This window comes from Streptomyces sp. IMTB 2501, from assembly GCF_001953885.1.
Lineage (GTDB): Bacteria > Actinomycetota > Actinomycetes > Streptomycetales > Streptomycetaceae > Streptomyces.
Genome location: NZ_MQUS01000010.1, coordinates 63,014 through 81,158 on the forward strand (window position 1 = coordinate 63,014; position 18,145 = coordinate 81,158).

Below are 18,145 nucleotides of genomic sequence, written 5' to 3' on the forward strand. Positions count from 1 at the left end.
GCGGCTGAGCCGGTGGACGACTGTGCGAACATCGGGCAGTGACGGATACCCAAGTGGAGATCAAGGACATCATCGTCGACTGCCGGGACCCTGAGCGGCTGGCTGCGTTCTGGTCCGAGGTGCTCGGCCGTCCGATCGCGGCCAGGACCGGCCCGTTCGTCTGGCTGGCCAGAGCCGGCGGCCCGGGTCTCGGGTTCCAGCAGGTCGAGGGACCGAAGAGCGGCAAGAACCGCGTCCACTTCGACGTATCCGCGCCCGACCCCGCCGCCGCGCAACGGCGGATCGAGGCCCTGGGTGGCCGCCGACTCCAGGAGTTCGCCGCCAGCGGCTTCCTGGTCATGGCCGACCCGGAGGGCAACGAGTTCTGTGTCATCCCTCAGGGACCGTTCGACGTCGACGACCAAGGCCACGCGGACTACCTGAGCGCCTGAGCTCTCGCCCCGGGGCAATTTCCATGAGGTAAGCCCTGGTTGTCGAGTGAGTTCGGCTGGACTGCAGCGGGCTTTTGACGCACGGCTCATGGACGGGCCGGTCGGGAACTCAGGGAGCACATCGGTGACCGGTTCGCCCGGGCGATGTACGTGGATCCGGGCGCTGTGTGTGGATCAGGGGGCGGACACCAGGAGCCGGTATCCGACGTCGATGGTGTCGAGCGTGAGCAGTTCGGCATGACGTGTGTGCCAGCGGCCGGTCGCCAGGTCGTCGGCGAGCCGGGTCAGGCCTGGCGCGAGAGTGTCTTCGCCGTTCTGGGCGAGCATGGAGATCCCCGCGCGCACCTGGGGGTCGAGGTACGCGCGAGGGCGGCGCCAGTATGCGGCACCGAATCCGTCCAGGCAGTCATGGGGGACCGGGACGGGTTCCTGACGCGCTCCGCCGAGCAGGTCGGCCAGCTGGTCGGTCGGGATGGCACGGGTGTCGTCGAACGCGGCTGCCTCGGGGAGGTAGTCCCGGACGAGCCAGAAACGCTCCCGGAAGATCTCCTGGTCCCACGTCAGGATGACGATGCGGCGGCGGGCGACCCTGCGCAGTTCGCCGATTCCGGCTGCGAGGTCGGACCAGTGGTGGACGGTCAGCAGGGCCATCACGGCGTCGGCGGCGTCGTCGACCAGCGGGAGGTGTTCTGCGACCGCCTGCACGGCGGGCGCGGAACCCGGCGGCCGCTGGGCGATCATGACCTCGCTCGGTTCGACCGAGAGGGTCGTCTGGGGCGGTTCGTACGAGCCGGTGCCCGCTCCGACGTTGATCACATCGGTGGCGGTCCCGAGGGCAGCACGGATCTGGGCCGCGATCCGCGGGTCGGGCTGCCGTGTGCGGGCATACGTTGTGCCGAGTGAGTCATAGGTGGCCATGTCAGTCAGTATGCGAAGCGGGTGTGGTCCCCGGCCCGTTTGTGCGCTGACAACGTGTGGCACAGTGAGCGCCAGGGTGCCGAAGTCAGAGAAGGTCCGCCAGACAGGCCAGGTAGAGCGCCATCGCCGTCCCCGGCTCCCGAACCCCGCGTCCGCTCAGTTCCTCGATCTTCGCCAGCCGGTGCAGGAGCGTGTTGCGGTGCACGCGGAGCCGCTCCGCCGTCCGTACGAGATGGAAGCCGCATTCGGCCCACGCGACGAGGGTCTCCCGCAGCACCGGCCAGTCCACGCGTTCGCGTATCCCGCTGAGCAGGACGGCCGCGTACCGGGCGCGCTCCGGACGCAGCGCGGCCGCCACCAGCTGCGGCACCCGCAGCTCGGTCACGGCGAAGACGCGCCGACCGGGTTCCAGCCGGGGTCCGGTGCGCAGCGCCATCGCCGCGTCCCGGTAGGAGTCGTGCATCCCGGCGACTCCCCGCCCCGGTTCGCCGATCCCGGCCCGTGCATCGAGACCGTGCCGCTCACGGATCCGTTCGACCAGGGCCGCGCACCGGTCGGCGAGTCCGTCCGTCGCGGCACGCAGCACCGCATAGCGCCCGGCGGCGAGTTCCCCGGCCACGTCCTGGCCGCCGGCGAACACCTCCCGCACCGTCCGCATCAGCGACATCCGCGAGACCCCGCCCGCCCGCACCTGCAGCACCACGGCGGTCCGTGGCAACCGCGGGTCCAGTCCCAGTTCTGCCAGCCGCCCCTCGACCGTCTCGGCGTCGACGACCTCGGGATCGTACAGCGCGATGTCCCGTACGCAGTCGTCGACCGCCCGCTCGTGCAGCAGCCGGGAACGCAGTAGGACCGCCTCCTCCAGCAGGATCTCGGTCTGCCGCTGTACCACCAGCCCGAAGCGTCGCACCTCGTCGGGGTCGCCGGTCAGGCACACCGTGCCGACCGCCTCCGTGCCGACCGTGATGGGCAGGCTGATGCCCGACAGCACCCCGCGCAGCCGCCGCGCCTGGTCCGCTGTGTGCGTGGCGGGCCGCCGGGTGCGCAGCACCTCGTACGACGCCTCGTGGACCGTGCCCAGCCGCTCGGTGTCACCGCAGCCGATGACCACCGCGTCCCGGTCCGTGATCAGCACGTTGAAACCAGTGATGCGCCCGATGTCGCAGGCGATCTCCTGGGCGAGTTCGGGGGTGAGGACGTCGCCGGCTGCCATGTACGGAAAGTACAGCGCAATCCCCTGAATCCGGCAGCCTGTTCGTGCACTTCGTACGATGACGCCGACGCACGGGATCCTTACCTTCTACGGGCAACGGGCGGTCCCCCACCCTCCCCACTCCTCCGTCCCCCTCCTCTTCGTCAGGAGACGGTCATGCCCGCTTCACTGGAGAAGTCCCGGCCCACCAGAACCCATTGGCTCATCACCCTGTACGCCGGCGGCGGCGAGTTCTGCGACGGCTACATCCTCAGCATCATCGGTGTCGCCCTGCCGCTCATCACGCACGACTTCAACCTCGGCTCCACCATGTCGGGACTCATCGGATCGGCCTCGCTGATCGGTATGTTCGTCGGCGGACTCGTCTTCGGTCACGTCACCGACCGTATCGGCCGGCAGAAGGTGTACCTCGCCGACATCACCGCCTTCATCCTGCTCTCGGCGGCCCAGTACTTCGCGCCCGACCCCTGGACGCTCACGCTCCTGCGGTTCGCGATGGGTATCGCGATCGGCGCCGACTTCGCCATCGCCGGCACCATCGCCTCCGAGTTCGCGCCCCGCAGGTCCCGGGGGCCGCTTCTGGTCGTCATGGTCACCATGTGGTCGGTCGGCGCGGCCACCGCGTACGTCGTGGGCTGGCTGATGATGCGCTCCGGGCACGACGACTGGCGCTGGATGATGGCCAGCAGCGCGGTCCCGGCCGTACTGATCCTGCTGCTGCGGTTCGGCACGCCCGAGTCGCCGCGCTGGCTGATGAACCAGGGACGAACCGAGGACGCCCGGCAGGTCGTCCGCCAGATGCTCGGCCCCGACGCGGACCTCGGCGACTTGGAGGCCGAGACCACCACCCGCAGCCGCTACACCGACATCTTCCAGGGCGTCTACCTGCGCCGCACGGTCTTCGTCGGAGTCTTCTGGGCCTGCCAACTGCTGCCGATCTACGCCATCACCACGTACGAGCCGACGATCCTGTCCTCTCTCGGCCTCGCCCACGGCAACAGCGCCTACCTCGGGTCGGTGGCGCTCCAGATCTTCTACATCCTCGGCTCCCTCTCCGGGATCCTGTTCGTCAACAGGGGCCGCAGGCCACTGCTGTTGTGGAGCTTCGCGCTGTCCGCGCTGCCGCTGCTGGTGCTGTCACTGATCGCCGAACCGACCCCGACGGCGGTGATCGTGCTCTTCGCGGTGTTCGGCGTGGCGTCCTTCTCCAGCCAGTGCCTGCAGGCCATCTACCCCTCCGAGCTGTTCCCGACCGGTGTACGGGCCACGGCCAACGGCTTCGCGACCGGCACCAGCCGTATCGGGGCCGCCATCGGCACCTGGGGAGCCCCCGTGGTCCTTGGCCACAGCACCCGCCTTGCCATGCTCCTCGGCGCGCTGATCTGCGGAATCGGCTGGCTGGTGTCCTACCGGCTCGCCCCCGAGACCAGCGGCAGGAGCCTCGCGGAGTCGAGCGGCGACGGATCCTTCGTGTCCAACCCCCCTACGGTGAAGGAACTTTCGTGACCCGATCACCCTCCTCGGTCCTCGTCGTCGGCGGCGGCGTGGTCGGCCTGGCCTGCGCGCACTACCTGGGCGAAGCCGGTCTGAAGGTCACCGTCCTGGAGCGGGACCGGATCGGCAGCGGCGCGTCACGCGGCAACGCCGGCGAGGTCTGCCCCGACCTCGTCGAACCGCTCGGTGCCCCAGGAGTGGCGGCCAAGGCCCTGACCGGCCTGTTCCGCCCGGCGAGCCCACTGTGGATCAACCCGGTGCCGAGCTTGCCGCTGCTGCGCTTCCTGGCCCGCCTGGGCCTGAACAGCACGGCCCGCCGGTACGGCGCCGGGGCCACGTCGCTCGCCGCCCTGGCCGAGGACACCTTCGCGCTGTTCGAGGAGCTGGAGGCGCTCGGCGTCGACGGCAAGGCCGAGAAGGACGGCTTTCTGTTCGCCTATCCGTCCGACCAGGACGCGGCGCACGGGCTTGCAGGCTTCCGGAGGCTTGGCGCGCCCGTCGAGGCCGAGGGGCTGCTGCGGGGTGCGGCCTTGGCCGAGCTGGAGCCCGCCCTGGGGCCCGCGGCTCGCGCCGGGTTCCTGGTGGAACGCCAGTGGTCCCTGGACCCCGGGCAGTTCGTGGACGCGCTCGCCGACCGGCTGCGCCGGGACGGCGCGGAGCTCGTGGAGGGCGGGCGGGTGACGACGGTGCGGGAGAGCCCCGGGCGCGTCGAGGTGCGCACGACCGCGGGAACGTACAGCGCGGACGCGGTGGTGATCGCGGCAGGGGTGTGGTCCCGAGAGGTGTGCCGATCCCTGGGGGTACGGATCGACCTGGCGCCGGGCAAGGGCTACAGCTTCTCGGTCCCGGCCGAGCCGCTGCCGCGCCGGCTGGTGCACCTGGGGACGGCGAAGGCTGTCCTGACACCGTTGGGCAAGGCCGTCAGGGTCGCCGGGACGATGGAGTTCGACCGGGACCCGGACCACTTCCGGCAGAGGCGCGTGGACGCCCTGGTGGCGGCAGCCCGCCCGTATCTCCCAGGCGCTGGCTGGGACCGTCGTGAGCAGGAGTGGATGGGCCCGCGCCCGATGACGCCGGACGGCCTTCCCCTCATCGGGCCCGTTCCCGGCCACCCGGCGGTCCTCCTGGCCACGGGCCACAACATGCTGGGCCTGATGCTGGCCCCGGCCACGGGACGCCTGGTGGCCGGGCTGTTGACGGGCCGGGCGGACCCGGAACTGGCCGCCCGGTTCGCCGCGGGCAGAGCGACTGGGAGGGCTCGGTGAACCCCGTGCGGGACGGCGGTGTTCTCCGGGGCCGGAGAGCCGATGGTTCGTGGCCGAGACGACTGGCGGCGGCGGCCGTTGCGGTGACGGAGGCCGGGCGACTGGCTCCCGGTACCGGGATCAGCGCGGAGGAGCGGCTCAGCAGCCACGCCAGGGCGATCTGCTGCGGGTTGGGCCTTGCAGCGCCGACGCTCGGTCAGCGTCACCGCTACCGCTGGCCTTCCAGGAGCCGGTGCTCGGCAGGCAGTTCCTTCAACGCCTCCGGATTCCGTCCGGAAGTCCCTGGACGGGGGCGCCCAGGCGAGGGAAGAACGCGTAACGTCGAAGTGACGGAGCGCTGCCGTGACGGGATCCCGGGGGACGGCTCCGGGCGACGGCAGTGGCGGAAGGTCGTAGCAATGTCCGGAACGACCCCACGTGGCGAAGCGGATGCGGTGAACCCCTGGCAGCGGTTCGACGATCTGTACGCCGACCGGCCGCCGTGGGAGATCGGGCACCCCCAGCCGGCGTTTCTCGACCTCGCGCGGTCGGGTGTCATCCGGGGGCGGGTGCTGGACGTCGGCTGCGGAACCGGGGAGCACGTGCTCATGTGCGCGGAGCTCGGCCTCGACGCCACCGGGGTGGATCTGGCGGCCACGGCCTTGCGGGCAGCGGAGGACAAGGCCCGTCGGCGCGGTGCCCACGTTCGGTTCCTGCACCTCGACACCCGGAGGCTGGCCGATCTGGGGGGAGCGGTTCGACACCGTGCTGGACTGCGGCATGTTCCACATGCTCGATCCGGGCGACCGCGCGGCCTTCACCAGCGGTCTGCAGGCCGTCCTGCGTCCCGGCGGCCGCTACTTCCTGCTGTGCTTCAGCGACCGGGAGCCCAGGATCCCGGGCGCCGTGGGACCACATCGGCTGACGCGCGACGACCTTACGAACGCCTTCGCCGACACGCTGCGCATCGACTTCGTCGTGCCCGTCACTCTTGAGATCAACCTGGACCGGCCGGGCATCCAGGGCTGGTTGGCGGCCATGACCATGGTCCCCACCGGTCATACAGAAAGATCACAGTAGAGTCGCCCGTACGGGGCGGGCTTCTTCGGGAAGCCGATGCGTTGTGCCCTGCCCTTGGCCGCTGTTGCCGCCGTTGCCGCTTCGCTGTGCGCGGGCTGCGCCGCGTCCGGTGACGGGAATGGTGGCAGCAGTGGTGAGACGAAGCCGGAGGCCGGCTCGTCCTCCCCGGCCCGCGAGGCCGCCGTACGCCCCACTGCTGCAGCGTGGCCCCATGACGTACGACCTTATTCCGACCGTGGACGCGCTCATGGCCCTGCTGGCCGACTGTGCGGATGTCTGGGACACCCCGGACCGGTCCGGTGACCCGGTGGACATCCTGGACCACGGCCTCCAGGTGGCGACCCTGCTCGCCGTGAGCCATCCGGACGACGAGGAGCTTCAGTTGGCCGGGCTCGTCCACGACATCGGCCACTATCTTGTGCCCGCCGACGAGCAGGGGCACGGCAGGCACGCCGCGTCGGCGGTCGAGGAGCTGCTGGGGTCGAGGGTTGCCCGGCTCGTCGCCGCGCACATCCCGGCCAAGCGCTATCTCGCGGCCGCCGATCCGGACCTCGTACTCTCTCCCGAGAGCGCACGCACGCTCGGCTGCCAGGGCGGCCCGATGACTCCGCGGGAGGCGGCGGCCTTCGAGGCGGACCCGGACTTCCAGGCGGCGATCGCCCTGCGCCGTGCCGACGACGCGGGGAAGGTGGTGGGCCTTGCGGTGGCTCCGCTGGAGTCGTGGCGACCGGCCGCGGAGCGAGTCGCCGCCGGCTGTCAGCCGTGCCAGTCGCCGCCGGGCGTCAACTGGGCGCCCGGACCGCGGCGGGCTCGGAGCCGGCGTCGAGGGCCAGTGCCGCGAAGGTGGCCAGCCAGTGGTCGGCCGTGAAGTCCTCGCGCTCCACGGCGGGCAGACCCGCCGCCAGGTGGACCGTGGCAGCCTCCGCGAGCCGCCCACGGACCGGCCCGTCCGGCAGCGCGGCGGCGATCGAGCGCAGCGCGGCGGCCCGGCTGAGGGTCAGGCCCAGCAGATGGCCGATCTGCGGGTCGGCGTCGTCGGAGACGACCGGTACTTCCAGCAGCGGACAGGCGGCGCCGGAGCGCAGTGCGGGCAGGAAGCGGTCGAGCCACGGTGCGAACCGCTCCCCGTCGAGCACTCGGCGCATCGCGTCGGCCTCGGTCAGCGCCGGGGACAGGAAGTCCTGGCCCGATGGTTCCCAGTGCGTGGGCGCGTCGTGGTCGTCGGCGAACCAGTCCAGCAGGCGTCGTCGTACCGCCTCGGTGGTCGCGGCGGGCAGCTCGCCCGTGTCGAGCAGCAGGCCCAGCGTGAAGGCGCTGTTGGGATGGTTGCCGTGGCGCACCGGATACGTGGCCCTCGGCAGCCAGCCGGCCAGCAGGGTGTCGACGGCGGCGACGCCCGGCGCCAGGGCCTTGGCCCAACGCCCGCCCGCCGCGCCCCCGTACGCCCGGCATTCGGTGGCGAGCGCCACCAGCCAGGCCCAGCCGTACGGCCGCTCGAAGGAGGGACGGTCGAGGAGGTAGGCGGCTTCGACAGCGATGTTCTCCGGCGTGAGGTGCCGGTCCAGGACGGCGATGACGGGCGCCGTCTCAGGGAAGGCGGGCGTGGCACCGTGGCGGCGCAGCAGCCGGACCAGCAGCCAGTGCATATGGACCGAGGAGTGCCAGTCGTACGCGCCGTGGAAGGCCGGATGCAGGGCGCTCGGCCGTACGTCCTCGCCGGATGAAGTCATCAGGTGGGCGGGGGAGTTGGGGTACTCCCGGGTGATGTTGACGAGGGCGAGCCGGGCGAAGCGGGCCGCGTACGCGGTGAGCGGCATCAGTGGGTGGCTCCCTCGGTGACCTTCAGGTCGTGCCCCGCGGGGGTGTGGGCGGCGGCGACCAGCAGGGCGCGCAGTCCGTGGGCGACCGTGACGGGCTCCAGGGCCGGGGCGGTGCCGTCCGTGACCTGTTCCGGCGCCCAGGGCACGTGCACGAAACCGCCGCGGGCGTGCGGGTACTCGGTGGCGATGAGGTGACCCAGGCCGTACGCGACGTGGTTGCACACGAACGTGCCCGCCGTGTTGGAGACGGCGGCCGGCACCCCGGCCGCGCGCACGGCGGCGACGCAGGCCTTCACGGGCAGGGTGGAGAAGTAGGCGGCGGGTCCGCCCGGGACCACGGGTTCGTCGACGGGCTGGTGGCCCGCGTTGTCGGGGATACGGGCGTCGTCGACGTTGATGCCGACGCGTTCCACGGTGACGCCGGGGCGGCCGCCCGCCTGGCCCAGACACAGGATCAAGCCTGGGTTCGCCTCGCGGATGGCGTCGCGGAGGGTGTCGACGGACTTGCCGAAGACGCAGGGGAGTTCGACCGCGGTGACCATGAGCCCGGCGGGCGGCTCGGCGGCCACGAGGGAGGCGGCCTGCCAGGACGGGTTGATCGTCTCGCCGCCGAAGGGGGCGAAGCCGGTGATGAGCACGTGGGTCATGGCACTTCCTTCACGAAAGGCAGGGGCCGGTGGGTGCTGCCCGGGAGGCGACCCCGGCGCCGGTCGGTGCCGGCAGCGGTCAGAACGCGAACACCGCCATGATCACGGTGGAGCAGACCAGGAGCGGGAGCGCCGTCGGGATCTGGGCCTTGATCGGGCCGTACTGGTCCCTCAGTTCGAGCAGGGTGGCCGGGACGATGTTGAAGTTGGCGGCCATCGGGGTGCAGAGCGTTCCGCAGAAGCCGGCCAGCATGCCGAGCGCGAGGACGGCCGGCGGATTGCCGTGCATCTGCTGGATGAGGACGGGCCAGCCGATCGCCGCGGTCATCACGGGGAACGCGGCGAAGGCGTTGCCCATGATCACGGTGAACAGGAACATGCCGACGCAGTAGGCGATGACGGCGAGATACTTGGAGTTGTCCGGCAGGACATCGTGCACGATCTTGCCGACCTGGGTGCCGACCCCGGCCAGCGCGAAGATCGAGCCGAGCACGGCGAGGAGCTGGGGCAGCAGCAGCGCGGAGCCCATCGCCTCCAGCATGGAACGCCCGGAGTGCAGCGGCACTGACAGCTTCCGCTCGCCGGTGACCAGCATGCCGACGCCGAGGGCGACGAGGCAGCCGACGCCGAGCCCGAGGAGGGTGGCCTTGCCCGTCTCGAACAGGCCGGACGTGTCGAGCGCGGAGGCACAGACGATGGCGACGAGGGGGATCGTCAGGGCGGGGATGAAGACCTTGCTGCCGAGCCGGGTCGCGGAGGCCTCGCGTTCCTCGGCGGTGCTGGTGATGGGAACTCCCTTGCCGAGGAAGTTGAATCCGGCGAGCACGATCAGGGCGAGGACCGCGACGCCGAGCGGTTGGGCGGGCAGGGTCCAGCCGCCGTTCTTCGCGGTGGCGTTGGCGACCCCGGTGCCGTACGGAAAGGTCAGCCCGAGCAGGCCCCAGAACGCGGCGGACGTCCACCGCTTGGGGTTGCTGCGGTCGGCGGCCATCTGCACGGCCATGACGACGAAGACGAGACCCACCAGCCAGTAGAGCCATTCGACCTTGATCACTTGTTGGTCTCCTTCGGCAGCGGCAGGTCGTGTTCGGCGGCGGCGAGCGCCATGTCCCGCTGCAGCTGCCGGTCCAGGAGCAGCAGTCGGGCGCCGTGGATGAGGAAGGCACAGACGGCGAGCGGTATCGCCCACAGGGCCAGCTGGGTCGGCTCCAGGTTCTGGTGGTACGTCGAGTTGACGAAGCCGGTGATCAGCAGGATCGAGCCGATCGCGATGAAGCAGTCCTCGCCGAAGAACACGCCCACGGTGTCGGCCGACGCCGCGTAGGACCGTACCTTCTCCCGCAGACGCTCCGGCAGCGGCGCGCCCGTCGAGCGCTCGGCGGCGGCCTCGGCCATGGGAGCGACAAGCGGCCGCACCGTCTGCGCGGGACCGCCGATGTTGTTCAGGCCCAGCGCCGCGGTGACCTGACGGACCAGCAGATAGACCGTGAGGAACCGGCCGGCGCTGAGGCTGCCGAGCCGGCCGATGAGCCTGCGCGCCTGTTCGCGCAGGCCGTAGCGCTCCAAGAGGCCGATCACGGGCAGGACGATGGCGAAGACGGTGACCGAGCGGCTGTCGGCGAAGGACCGGCCGAAGGCCGCGAGGACCTCCAGCGGGTTCATCCCGCCGATCAGTCCGGTGAAGACACCGGCGACGCCCACCACGAGGACGGGATTGCGGCGCGTGACGAATCCGAGGATCACCACGACCACGCCGAGGAGAACGATCATGCGACGGCCTTAGGCGTGAGCGGGCGGGATGCCCGAGCGGCGCGGATCCGGGGGGTCCGAATCCGTGAGGATGCACGGACCCTAGGGGATCGTTCAACGATCGAACAAGGCTTGCGCCACAAAATCTGCCCCTTGTCGGATCGTTCAACAATCGATTACGTTCAGTCGGGTGATCGACCTCAACGCGGACCTCGGTGAAGGCTTCGGCCGCTGGACCCTCACCGACGACGACGCCCTGCTCTCCGTCGTGACCAGCGCCAACGTCGCCTGCGGCTTCCACGCGGGCGACGCCTCGGTGATGCGCCGCGTCTGCGACCTCGCCGCCGCACGCGGCGTACGGATCGGCGCGCAGGTCTCCTACCGAGACCTGGCCGGCTTCGGCCGCCGCGCCATGGATGTACCGGCCGACGAACTGGCGGCCGAGACGGCCTACCAGATCGGAGCACTGAGGGTCTTCGCCCAGGCCGCCGGCGCCGAGGTGGCCTACGTCAAACCGCACGGCGCGCTCTACAACCGCACCGTGCACGACGCCGAGCAGGCGGCGGCCGTGGTGGCCGGCGTGCGGCTGGCCGGCGCAGCGCTACCGGTGCTCGGCCTGCCCGGCTCGCGGCTGCTCGCTGCCGCGGAGGAGGCGGGCCTCACCGCCGTACCGGAGGCTTTCGCGGACCGCGCCTACACCCCCGCCGGCACCCTTGTGCCGCGTCGCGAGCCGGGGGCCGTGGTGACCGACGAGGACACCGTGGTCCGGCGCGCGCTCGCCTTCGCGGTGGACGGCGCGGTCGAGGCCGTGGACGGTACGACCGTCCCGGTGGCCGCCCGCTCCCTGTGCGTGCACGGCGACACGCCGGGCGCCGCCCGGATCGCGGTGCGGGTGCGCGAGGCCCTCACGGCGGCCGGGGCCGAGGTCGGGGCATTCGCATGACACCGGGCCGGTCGGTGGAGGTGCCGACGCCGAGCCGGTCCGTGCAGGTGCGGCCCGCCGGGCGGCACGCGCTGCTCGTCGAACTGCCGGACGCCGAGCGCACCGGAGCCTTCCACTCCGAACTTCTGCGCCGGCGCGCTGCGGGAACCCTGCCGCAGGTCCAGGAGATCGTGCCGGGCGCGCGCACCGTACTCCTGGACGGAGTCGCGCACCCGGAGGAACTCGCCAGCCGGATCGCCGACTGGGACGTACCGTCCCGCGCCGTCGACGCCGGGGAAGTGGTGGAGATTCCCGTGCGCTACGACGGACCGGACCTGGCCCAGGTGGCCGCCCTGTGGGGCGTCGGCGTCGACGAGGTCGCCGCCCGGCACTCCGCGTACACCTGCCGCGTCGCCTTCTGCGGCTTCGCCCCTGGCTTCGGCTACCTCACCGGCCTGCCCGCCGAGATGCACGTGCCGCGCCGCGACACACCCCGCACCCGGGTCCCGGCAGGCGCGGTCGCGCTCGCCGGCCCCTACAGCGCGGTGTACCCGCGCGCCACCCCGGGCGGCTGGCAGCTCATCGGCACCATGCCGGACCCGACACCGTTGTGGGACCTCGGCCGCGAGGAACCGGCACTCCTCACTCCGGGTACGCAGGTGCGCTTCGTGGCGGTGACGGAGGACGGCACACCATGACCGTCAAGCTCACCGTCGTACGCTCCGGCGCCCTCACCACGGTCCAGGACCGCGGCCGGGGCGGCCACGCCCATCTGGGCGTTCCCCGCTCCGGCGCCCTGGACGCCCCCGCCATGAGCCTCGCCAACCGGCTCGTCGGCAACGCCTCCGACGCCGCCGTCCTGGAGACCACCCTGACCGGCTGCGCCCTGCGCCCCGACCGCGGCGTGACCGTCGTGGTCGGCGGCGCGCCCTGCCCGGTGACGGTCGACGGCCGGCCGGCGGCCTGGGGCGTGCCCGTACGGGTGCCCGCGGGCGCCGTCCTGAACGCCGGGAGTGTCACGGCGGGCGTGCGCTCCTACGTGGCCGTCGCCGGAGGCATCGCCGTGGAGCCGCTCCTCGGCAGCCGCGCGACGGACCTGCTCTCCGGCCTCGGCCCGGCGCCCCTGCGCGACGGGGACGTGCTCCCCCTGGGCACTCCCGCCCGGCAGCCGGCGCTGCCCGACGCCGCCCTCTGGCCGGCGCCGCCCACCGAACTGACCCTGCCGCTGCGCCTCGGCCCCCGCGCCGACTGGTTCACCCCCGTCGCGCTGCGCACCCTCACCTCGGCGACCTACCGCGTGTCGCAGCACAGCAACCGCATCGGCCTGCGCACCGAAGGGCCGCCACTGGAACGCGTGTCGGCCGGCGAGCTGCCGAGCGAGGGCATGGTGCTCGGTGCCGTCCAGGTGCCCCCGGACGGGCGTCCGGTGGTGTTCCTGCACGATCACCCGACCACCGGCGGCTACCCAGTCATCGCCGTCGTCGCCGAGACCGCGCTGGCGGCGGCGGCCCAGGCGGCGGCGGGCACACCGATCCGCTTCATCCCGGGGTGAAGCCCCGTCCCGGCGGCGGCGTGCCGGGCCTTCGGGGGTGGGCGATTCTGGAGGGGTGGGTCGTGTCCCGGTCCGCCGGATTCCGGTGGACTACGCCGTCTCGGGTCGACAGGCGGTGCGCGTCACGCTGGTCGCCGCGGCCGGTTTCCACCTCTTCCGCTACGGCCTCGACCGCCCCGTGGCGGCGACCTACGCGCTGTTCGCCGCCGTGGCCGTCGGCGGACTCGCCAAGATCCCCGGCACCGGACGGCAGCGCGCCGCGACCGTGCTACGTCTGCTGCCGGTGTGCTGGCTGCTGGTCGTCGTCGGCACCTATCTGTCGGTGCGGACCTGGAGCGCCGTCATCGGCATGCTGGCGGTCGGCTTTGCGCTGGCCTTCGCCGCAGTGGGCGGCCCGCGCCCGGCGGGGGCGGTGCCGGGCCTGCAACTCCTCTACATCCTCCCGTCGTTCCCGCCGTACGCTCCCGGCACGCTCGGCGAGCGCCTCATCGGTACGACCACCGGACTGGCCCTCTTCATCGCCGCCGAGGCACTGATCTTTCCCGAGCCGACGCCGCCTTCGTACCAACAACGAGCCGCCCACGCCGCGCGCAGCGCCGCACACTGCGCGACCCTCCTCGCCACACCGCCGTACGCGCTGAGCTGTCCGGACATCCGGGCAGCCGGGGACGCGAGCCTGGCGCTTCGGTCCCTGACGGTGCCGGAGGCGGAACGCCCGGCCGGACCCGGAGTGCGCGACCGCGCCCTCGCCGACACCGGCCTCGCCACGCGCACCCTCCTCAGCCGCCTGACCCAACTGCCCGCCCCGCCGCACGGTCACGCGGGCCCCGCGGCCACGGCCGTACTGCAGGCCGTGGCACGGCTGGCCACGGCGACCGCGACCTTCCTGGGCGCCGGGCCGTCACCGGTGGCAGCGTACGAGGACCTCGCCGGGGCACGCGCCCGGCTGTCGGCCGTGTCCCTGGGCCCCGTCGGGAATCCCGTCCCGGGAACCGCACGCGCACCGGACTTCCCGCCCGCCGTACTGCGCCGGCACGCCGCCGTGCTGGAGATCGCCGACGCCGCACTCGCCATGGCCGCGGCGGCCGATCTGGCGGTACGCGGCCGGCACGCCGCGGTGGAGGTCGCGCAAAGCCGCTTCTGGTACGCCAGGACCTGGGCGCCGCTCCTGTGGTGGCACCGGCTGCGCGGCCATGCCGGGCGCCGCTCGGTGTTCTTCCAGAACGCGGCCCGCATCGCCCTGGCCCTGACCGCCGCCCGGCTCGTGGCGGGCGTGGACACACTCCCGCACGGTTTCTGGGCCACGCTGGCGACACTCACCCTCACCCGGACCACCATGGACGAGACCTGGCGCACCATCCGGCTGGCGCTCGCGGGCACCCTGGCCGGGGCCCTCGTCACCGCCGGAGCCCTGAGCCTGGCCGGGCCCCACACCGTCGTCTACGCCGTCGCGCTGCCGGTGTGGATGCTGTTCGCCTTCACGGTGGGGCCGGTCAAGGGCGTCGGCTGGGCGCAGGGCCTGTTCACCGTGCTCGTGGCCCTGGTGTTCGCCCAGTTGTCCGTGCCGACCTGGCGGCTGGCCGAGGTCAGGATGCTGGACGTGCTGGTCGGCAGCGCGATCGGCGCCGTCTTCGGGCTGCTGGCCTGGCCGCGCGGAGCCCATGACGAACTGCGCCACGCGGCCGCGGAACTCCTGCGCAGGGCTGCCGAGATCGTGGTGGCTACCGGTGCCTCAGTGGCCGGCGGGGGTGCGGTCGTCGCGGCGTCGGGGCAGTGCGGTCACCGGTCCCTGCAGCGCGCCGTCGTCCTCGCCGAATCCGCGTACGCGCAGTTCCAGAGCGAGCCGACGCCCTTTGGCGGCACGGCACGCGGGGGCGTCGTACGCACCGTGGACTGGCAGGCCACCCTGATGGCCGGACACCACACCCTGTGGGGTTCCGACCGGCTGCTGACGCCGCCGCTCACGGCACTGGGGCCCGCGGCCGCCGAGTCGGTCAGCGGGCTGGGGGAGCGGGTGGCCGGGCGGATGCTGCTGGTCTCGGCCGCGCTGGATCCCGGAGCGGACACCCCGACCGGTCGGATTCCGCTGCTTGACCCTGCCCTCGAAGGGTCCGTCACCGAACCACCCGGCGCTCCGCGCCTCTACTACGCGACCGTGTCATGGCTGGAGTCGCTGATGACCGACCTGACACGGATCGCACGCGGCGGCACCGGGCCCGGGCAGGGCCGCCACGCGCCGTGAGACGCGGGCGTGTCGACGACAGGCGTCAACAGGCGGAGCCGCGGCGCGCATCGGGCTGGGCGAGGACGCGCCGGAGCCAGCGGGTACGGGCCTCGCGAGCGTCCCGGCTGAGCGCCGCGTGGGGGGCGGCGGTGTCGAAGCCGTGGAAGGCACCGGGCCAGACGTGCAGTTCGGCCTGGCCTCCGGCCTGCCAGATCGCCTGGGCGTAGGCCACGCCCTCGTCCCGCAGGGTCTCGGCCGAACCGACCTCGAGGTAGGCCGGCGGCAGCCGGGACAGATCCGTGGCACGGGCGGGAGCCGCGTAGGGCGGCAGGTCCGTCGCGCCGTACCGGTCACCCAGCAGCGCCTGCCACGCGGTGGCGTTGGACGTCCGGTCCCAGGTGTCGATGCCGGCCAGCTGGTGGCTGGAGACCGTGTCGTTGCGGTCGTCGAGCATCGGGCACAGCAGCAGTTGCCCGACCGGAGCGGGCCCGCCCCGGTCACGGGCGAGCAGGGCGAGCGCCGCGGCGAGTCCGCCGCCTGCGCTCTTTCCCGCTACGACGATCCGGTCGGCGTCGACGGCCAGCTCGGCCGCGTGCGCGGCCACCCAGACGAGCCCGGCGTAACAGTCCTCCACCGCCGCGGGATAACGCGCCTGAGGCGCCAGCCGGTACTCGACGGAGACCACCGCCAACTCCAGGCTGCCGGTCCATTCCCGCAGCAGCCGCGGAAGGACCGACCAGGCATTGCCCATGATCATGCCGCCGCCGTGCAGGTAGAACAACAGGGGCAACGGCTCCGCGATCCCGGCGGGACGCGCGCTCACGAGCGTGACGTCCGGACCGCCCGGCGGCCCCGGCACCCGCAGCTCCGCCACCGCGAAGCGGCCGTCGGCCTCAAGATCCCGCACCGTCGGCCGGGGCCGGACGGCCGTGTCCCGCGCCTGCCGGTCGGCGAGGTTCTCCGGGGTGAACGGCTCCCTATCCTCGTCCCCCAACTCAGCAAGTACCGCAGCCAGTTCGGGGTCGAACGGCGGCGCGCCCCAAGCCGTCGCGACGGGGCCGGTCTCCGAGGGCGTGTCATCGGCGAGGTCCATGCGGCCCAGTCAATCACCTGCCGTCATGCACTGATCCTGCCGAACGCCCGGGCGACGGTGCCCGCCCCTGCCGCCTTGGCCGGAAGCCGTCCGGCCTGGTAGGCATGGCCTGTGCGATTCGAGAGTGTTCCCATGCCGGCGGGGGTCGAGGCACGGCCCCGCGACGCTCGTGGATATCCCGTGCCGGCGATCACGCCCTGGGAAGGGGAGGAGCCCCAGTTCGCGCTGACCGACTACGAACGCAGCGCCGCGTGCGCGAAGAAGCGCTTGTGCTCGGTGTGCAACCAGGGCATGCCACAGGGGCCGGTATGGCGTGTGGTGGGGGCCGCGGAGAGCGCGGCGATCGGCGAGGCGCTGGCCGCCGGCCGGCCCTATCGCAATCTCGCTCCGACCCTCGAAGGACCCGGGCACCGGGCCTGCATGCTGTACGCCTCGATGGTGTGCCCGTATCTGGCCCGGCCCAACGCCCGGCGCGGCATGTCGGCGACGGAACCGGACGACCTGACCGCTCATGTGGTGCGCGGCGCCGTCCGGGGCGCCATGGGCGCCGTGGTGGGATTCGCCGAGTTCGAGTACGCCGTCACCGGCAGCCGGGTGCTCTTCCGGTTCCTGGACGTCGTCGAGTTCCTGCCGCACGACACGGCCGACGCCCACCTGGACGAACTGCGGGCCGAGCTCGCCCGGACCGCGAAGTGACCCGCACTCCGCGCCCCGGACGCGCCCGGCCCGTCCCGTCGTACGACGTCAGGGGCGGTACGCCGCCAGTCCGACCGTCGAGGTGACCTTGGTCGGGTGGCCCGTGCCGTCGGACGGCAGGGTCACCGTGCCGGACGGGGTGCGCACCGCGAGGGTCTTGCCGTCGGGCGACCAGGTCGGCTCGGTGTAGTCGGTGGTGGCGTGCGGGGTGAGGTCCTTGATGTGGTTGCCGTGCATGAAGTCCTCGACCAGCACGTGGTCGTGGCCGGCGACCGAGCGCACGAAGACGACTTCCTCGTCGTTCGGGGACAGGGCCGGCTGGGAGCCCTTGGTGAGCTTGCTGCCCTGCTGGCGCGTGTAGTCGTCACGGATGTAGACGGCGTCGGTGTCCACGTTGGCGTAGACCGAAGTGCCGTACTGTCCGGCCGCGTTGGGCCACACGTTGCCGGTCTGCGGGATCGCCCCGCCCGGGCCGGGGTCGCCGTACAGGGACAGCGTCTTGGGCGTGCCGTGGACCGCCTTGGCGGAGACGTACTTCAGACGGGAGACACCCTTGTCCCGGGCCGCGAAGATGAGGTTGTCCTTGGCCGGGATGCCGTTTTGGCTGTCCTTCGCGGTCACCTGCCAGGTGGGGTGGGACCAGTTCTGGTTTCCGGGGTTCTTGGCGACGACCACACGCCCGCTGCCGTCCGGGTTGGCGATGTCCAGGTTCCCTGACCCGTCGATGAAGGCGGCCTTGGCGCCGTTCGGGGACCAGGCGAGGTCCCGGACCGGCACCCCGAAGTCAACCTTGTGGCCGCCGATCAGCACGTTCCTGGTGCCGTTGCTGATGGTCAGGGTGCCGTGCGCGGCGCTGGTGGCGGCCGAGGCGGCGCCGGAGGCTCCCAGGAGTGCGGTGCCGGTGACGGCTGCGGCCACGGCGATGGCGGCCGCGATGGTGCGGGTACGGGTGGTCATGAAGTATTCCCCCAGGAACATGGAAAGGTCGGGCGGCGCGATACACCGGCGCCTGCCCCGAGCCTGACAGATGCTGATCATTGAATCGTCTGTTCGGTGTCACAG

Annotated in this window: 18 protein-coding genes and 1 pseudogene; 11 read left to right on the forward strand and 8 right to left on the reverse strand. The window is 72.3% G+C overall.

Annotation, left to right across the window (positions count from 1 at the left end; genetic code table 11):
- The first annotated feature begins 38 nt into the window (after nucleotides 1-38).
- Nucleotides 39-431 (forward strand): VOC family protein, encoded by a 393-nt coding sequence (locus tag AV521_RS18840; RefSeq protein WP_076089634.1) that lies wholly within the window; start codon nucleotides 39-41, stop codon nucleotides 429-431.
- A gap of 174 nt (nucleotides 432-605) precedes the next feature.
- Here the strand turns inward: AV521_RS18840 and AV521_RS18845 are convergent, their stop codons facing one another.
- Together AV521_RS18845 and AV521_RS18850 are read right to left on the reverse strand one after the other, a co-directional pair.
- Nucleotides 606-1,349 (reverse strand): class I SAM-dependent methyltransferase, encoded by a 744-nt coding sequence (locus AV521_RS18845; protein WP_076089635.1) that lies wholly within the window; start codon nucleotides 1,347-1,349, stop codon nucleotides 606-608.
- Between the two features lie 85 nt (nucleotides 1,350-1,434).
- The gene (locus AV521_RS18850) at nucleotides 1,435-2,562 is read right to left on the reverse strand and encodes a sugar diacid recognition domain-containing protein (protein WP_076089636.1); all 1,128 of its coding nucleotides are present in this window, start codon (nucleotides 2,560-2,562) and stop codon (nucleotides 1,435-1,437) included.
- A 156-nt stretch (nucleotides 2,563-2,718) separates the two neighbouring features.
- Here AV521_RS18850 and AV521_RS18855 point away from each other — a divergent pair, with 156 nt between their 5' ends.
- The 5 genes and pseudogenes from AV521_RS18855 to AV521_RS18870 all read left to right on the forward strand — a co-directional run bounded on the left by AV521_RS18855 (nucleotide 2,719) and on the right by AV521_RS18870 (nucleotide 7,248).
- Nucleotides 2,719-4,068 (forward strand): MFS transporter, encoded by a 1,350-nt coding sequence (locus AV521_RS18855; RefSeq protein ID WP_076089637.1) that lies wholly within the window; start codon nucleotides 2,719-2,721, stop codon nucleotides 4,066-4,068.
- Nucleotides 4,065-5,321, forward strand: a complete 1,257-nt coding sequence (locus AV521_RS18860) for an FAD-binding oxidoreductase (RefSeq protein ID WP_076089638.1) — start codon at nucleotides 4,065-4,067, stop codon at nucleotides 5,319-5,321. The genes AV521_RS18855 and AV521_RS18860 overlap by 4 nt, the downstream gene beginning before the upstream one ends.
- 587 nt (nucleotides 5,322-5,908) lie before the next feature.
- Nucleotides 5,909-5,986: pseudogene (locus AV521_RS50925) on the forward strand (SAM-dependent methyltransferase); the annotation flags it as partial.
- A 10-nt stretch (nucleotides 5,987-5,996) separates the two neighbouring features.
- A complete protein-coding gene (locus AV521_RS50930; RefSeq protein ID WP_256725634.1) occupies nucleotides 5,997-6,380 on the forward strand; it encodes a class I SAM-dependent methyltransferase in 384 nt (127 codons plus the stop codon).
- 211 nt (nucleotides 6,381-6,591) lie between these two features.
- A complete protein-coding gene (locus AV521_RS18870) occupies nucleotides 6,592-7,248 on the forward strand; it encodes an HD domain-containing protein (RefSeq protein ID WP_079249303.1) in 657 nt (218 codons plus the stop codon).
- On the opposite strand, the gene AV521_RS18875 is transcribed toward AV521_RS18870, so the two are convergent.
- From AV521_RS18875 to AV521_RS18890, 4 genes are all read right to left on the reverse strand, one after another.
- The gene (locus tag AV521_RS18875) at nucleotides 7,163-8,197 is read right to left on the reverse strand and encodes a DUF2891 domain-containing protein (RefSeq protein ID WP_076089639.1); all 1,035 of its coding nucleotides are present in this window, start codon (nucleotides 8,195-8,197) and stop codon (nucleotides 7,163-7,165) included. The two genes, AV521_RS18870 and AV521_RS18875, sit on opposite strands and share 86 nt — an antisense overlap.
- Complete coding sequence (pcp, locus tag AV521_RS18880; RefSeq protein ID WP_076089640.1) at nucleotides 8,197-8,847, reverse strand: pyroglutamyl-peptidase I; 651 nt, start codon at nucleotides 8,845-8,847, stop codon at nucleotides 8,197-8,199. The genes AV521_RS18875 and pcp overlap by 1 nt, the downstream gene beginning before the upstream one ends.
- Before the next feature lie 79 nt (nucleotides 8,848-8,926).
- A complete protein-coding gene (locus AV521_RS18885; RefSeq protein ID WP_076089641.1) occupies nucleotides 8,927-9,901 on the reverse strand; it encodes a DUF979 domain-containing protein in 975 nt (324 codons plus the stop codon).
- Nucleotides 9,898-10,617: a DUF969 domain-containing protein gene (locus tag AV521_RS18890; RefSeq protein WP_076089642.1), complete on the reverse strand. Its 720-nt coding sequence runs from the start codon at nucleotides 10,615-10,617 to the stop codon at nucleotides 9,898-9,900. Before AV521_RS18890 ends, AV521_RS18885 begins: the two co-directional genes overlap by 4 nt.
- 169 nt (nucleotides 10,618-10,786) lie before the next feature.
- On the opposite strand from AV521_RS18890, the gene AV521_RS18895 reads away from it, so the two are divergent.
- The 4 genes from AV521_RS18895 to AV521_RS18910 are packed head-to-tail and all read left to right on the forward strand — an operon-like array spanning nucleotide 10,787 to nucleotide 15,312.
- Nucleotides 10,787-11,539: a LamB/YcsF family protein gene (locus AV521_RS18895; protein WP_076089643.1), complete on the forward strand. Its 753-nt coding sequence runs from the start codon at nucleotides 10,787-10,789 to the stop codon at nucleotides 11,537-11,539.
- A complete protein-coding gene (locus AV521_RS18900) occupies nucleotides 11,536-12,216 on the forward strand; it encodes an allophanate hydrolase subunit 1 (RefSeq protein ID WP_076089644.1) in 681 nt (226 codons plus the stop codon). The genes AV521_RS18895 and AV521_RS18900 overlap by 4 nt, the downstream gene beginning before the upstream one ends.
- Entirely contained in the window at nucleotides 12,213-13,070 is an 858-nt protein-coding gene (locus tag AV521_RS18905) for a biotin-dependent carboxyltransferase family protein (protein ID WP_076089645.1), read from the forward strand. Before AV521_RS18900 ends, AV521_RS18905 begins: the two co-directional genes overlap by 4 nt.
- 55 nt (nucleotides 13,071-13,125) lie before the next feature.
- Nucleotides 13,126-15,312, forward strand: a complete 2,187-nt coding sequence (locus tag AV521_RS18910) for an FUSC family protein (protein WP_107480949.1) — start codon at nucleotides 13,126-13,128, stop codon at nucleotides 15,310-15,312.
- A 25-nt stretch (nucleotides 15,313-15,337) separates the two neighbouring features.
- Here the strand turns inward: AV521_RS18910 and AV521_RS18915 are convergent, their stop codons facing one another.
- Nucleotides 15,338-16,387: an alpha/beta hydrolase gene (locus AV521_RS18915; RefSeq protein ID WP_076089646.1), complete on the reverse strand. Its 1,050-nt coding sequence runs from the start codon at nucleotides 16,385-16,387 to the stop codon at nucleotides 15,338-15,340.
- Nucleotides 16,388-16,567: 180 nt separating this feature from the next.
- Between AV521_RS18915 and AV521_RS18920 the strand changes: the two genes are divergently transcribed.
- Nucleotides 16,568-17,083, forward strand: coding sequence for a hypothetical protein (locus AV521_RS18920; protein ID WP_256725604.1), 516 nt, complete (start codon nucleotides 16,568-16,570; stop codon nucleotides 17,081-17,083).
- Nucleotides 17,084-17,131: 48 nt separating this feature from the next.
- On the opposite strand, the gene AV521_RS18925 is transcribed toward AV521_RS18920, so the two are convergent.
- On the reverse strand, nucleotides 17,132-18,040 hold the full coding sequence (locus tag AV521_RS18925; protein ID WP_076089648.1) for a PD40 domain-containing protein: 909 nt from the start codon (nucleotides 18,038-18,040) through the stop codon (nucleotides 17,132-17,134).
- Nucleotides 18,041-18,145 lie beyond the last annotated feature (105 nt).

Bases quoted from the DNA above. Each gene is read 5' to 3' on its own strand.
- AV521_RS18900 (WP_076089644.1), top strand. From the start codon at position 11,536: ATGACACCGGGCCGGTCGGTGGAGGTGCCGACGCCGAGCCGGTCCGTG.
- AV521_RS18845 (WP_076089635.1), bottom strand. From the start codon at position 1,349: ATGGCCACCTATGACTCACTCGGCACAACGTATGCCCGCACACGGCAG.
- AV521_RS18890 (WP_076089642.1), bottom strand. From the start codon at position 10,617: ATGATCGTTCTCCTCGGCGTGGTCGTGGTGATCCTCGGATTCGTCACG.
- AV521_RS18870 (WP_079249303.1), top strand. From the start codon at position 6,592: ATGACGTACGACCTTATTCCGACCGTGGACGCGCTCATGGCCCTGCTG.
- AV521_RS18850 (WP_076089636.1), bottom strand. From the start codon at position 2,562: ATGGCAGCCGGCGACGTCCTCACCCCCGAACTCGCCCAGGAGATCGCC.
- AV521_RS18905 (WP_076089645.1), top strand. From the start codon at position 12,213: ATGACCGTCAAGCTCACCGTCGTACGCTCCGGCGCCCTCACCACGGTC.
- AV521_RS18855 (WP_076089637.1), top strand. From the start codon at position 2,719: ATGCCCGCTTCACTGGAGAAGTCCCGGCCCACCAGAACCCATTGGCTC.
- pcp (WP_076089640.1), bottom strand. From the start codon at position 8,847: ATGACCCACGTGCTCATCACCGGCTTCGCCCCCTTCGGCGGCGAGACG.
- AV521_RS18875 (WP_076089639.1), bottom strand. From the start codon at position 8,197: ATGCCGCTCACCGCGTACGCGGCCCGCTTCGCCCGGCTCGCCCTCGTC.
- AV521_RS18925 (WP_076089648.1), bottom strand. From the start codon at position 18,040: ATGACCACCCGTACCCGCACCATCGCGGCCGCCATCGCCGTGGCCGCA.
- AV521_RS18915 (WP_076089646.1), bottom strand. From the start codon at position 16,387: ATGGACCTCGCCGATGACACGCCCTCGGAGACCGGCCCCGTCGCGACG.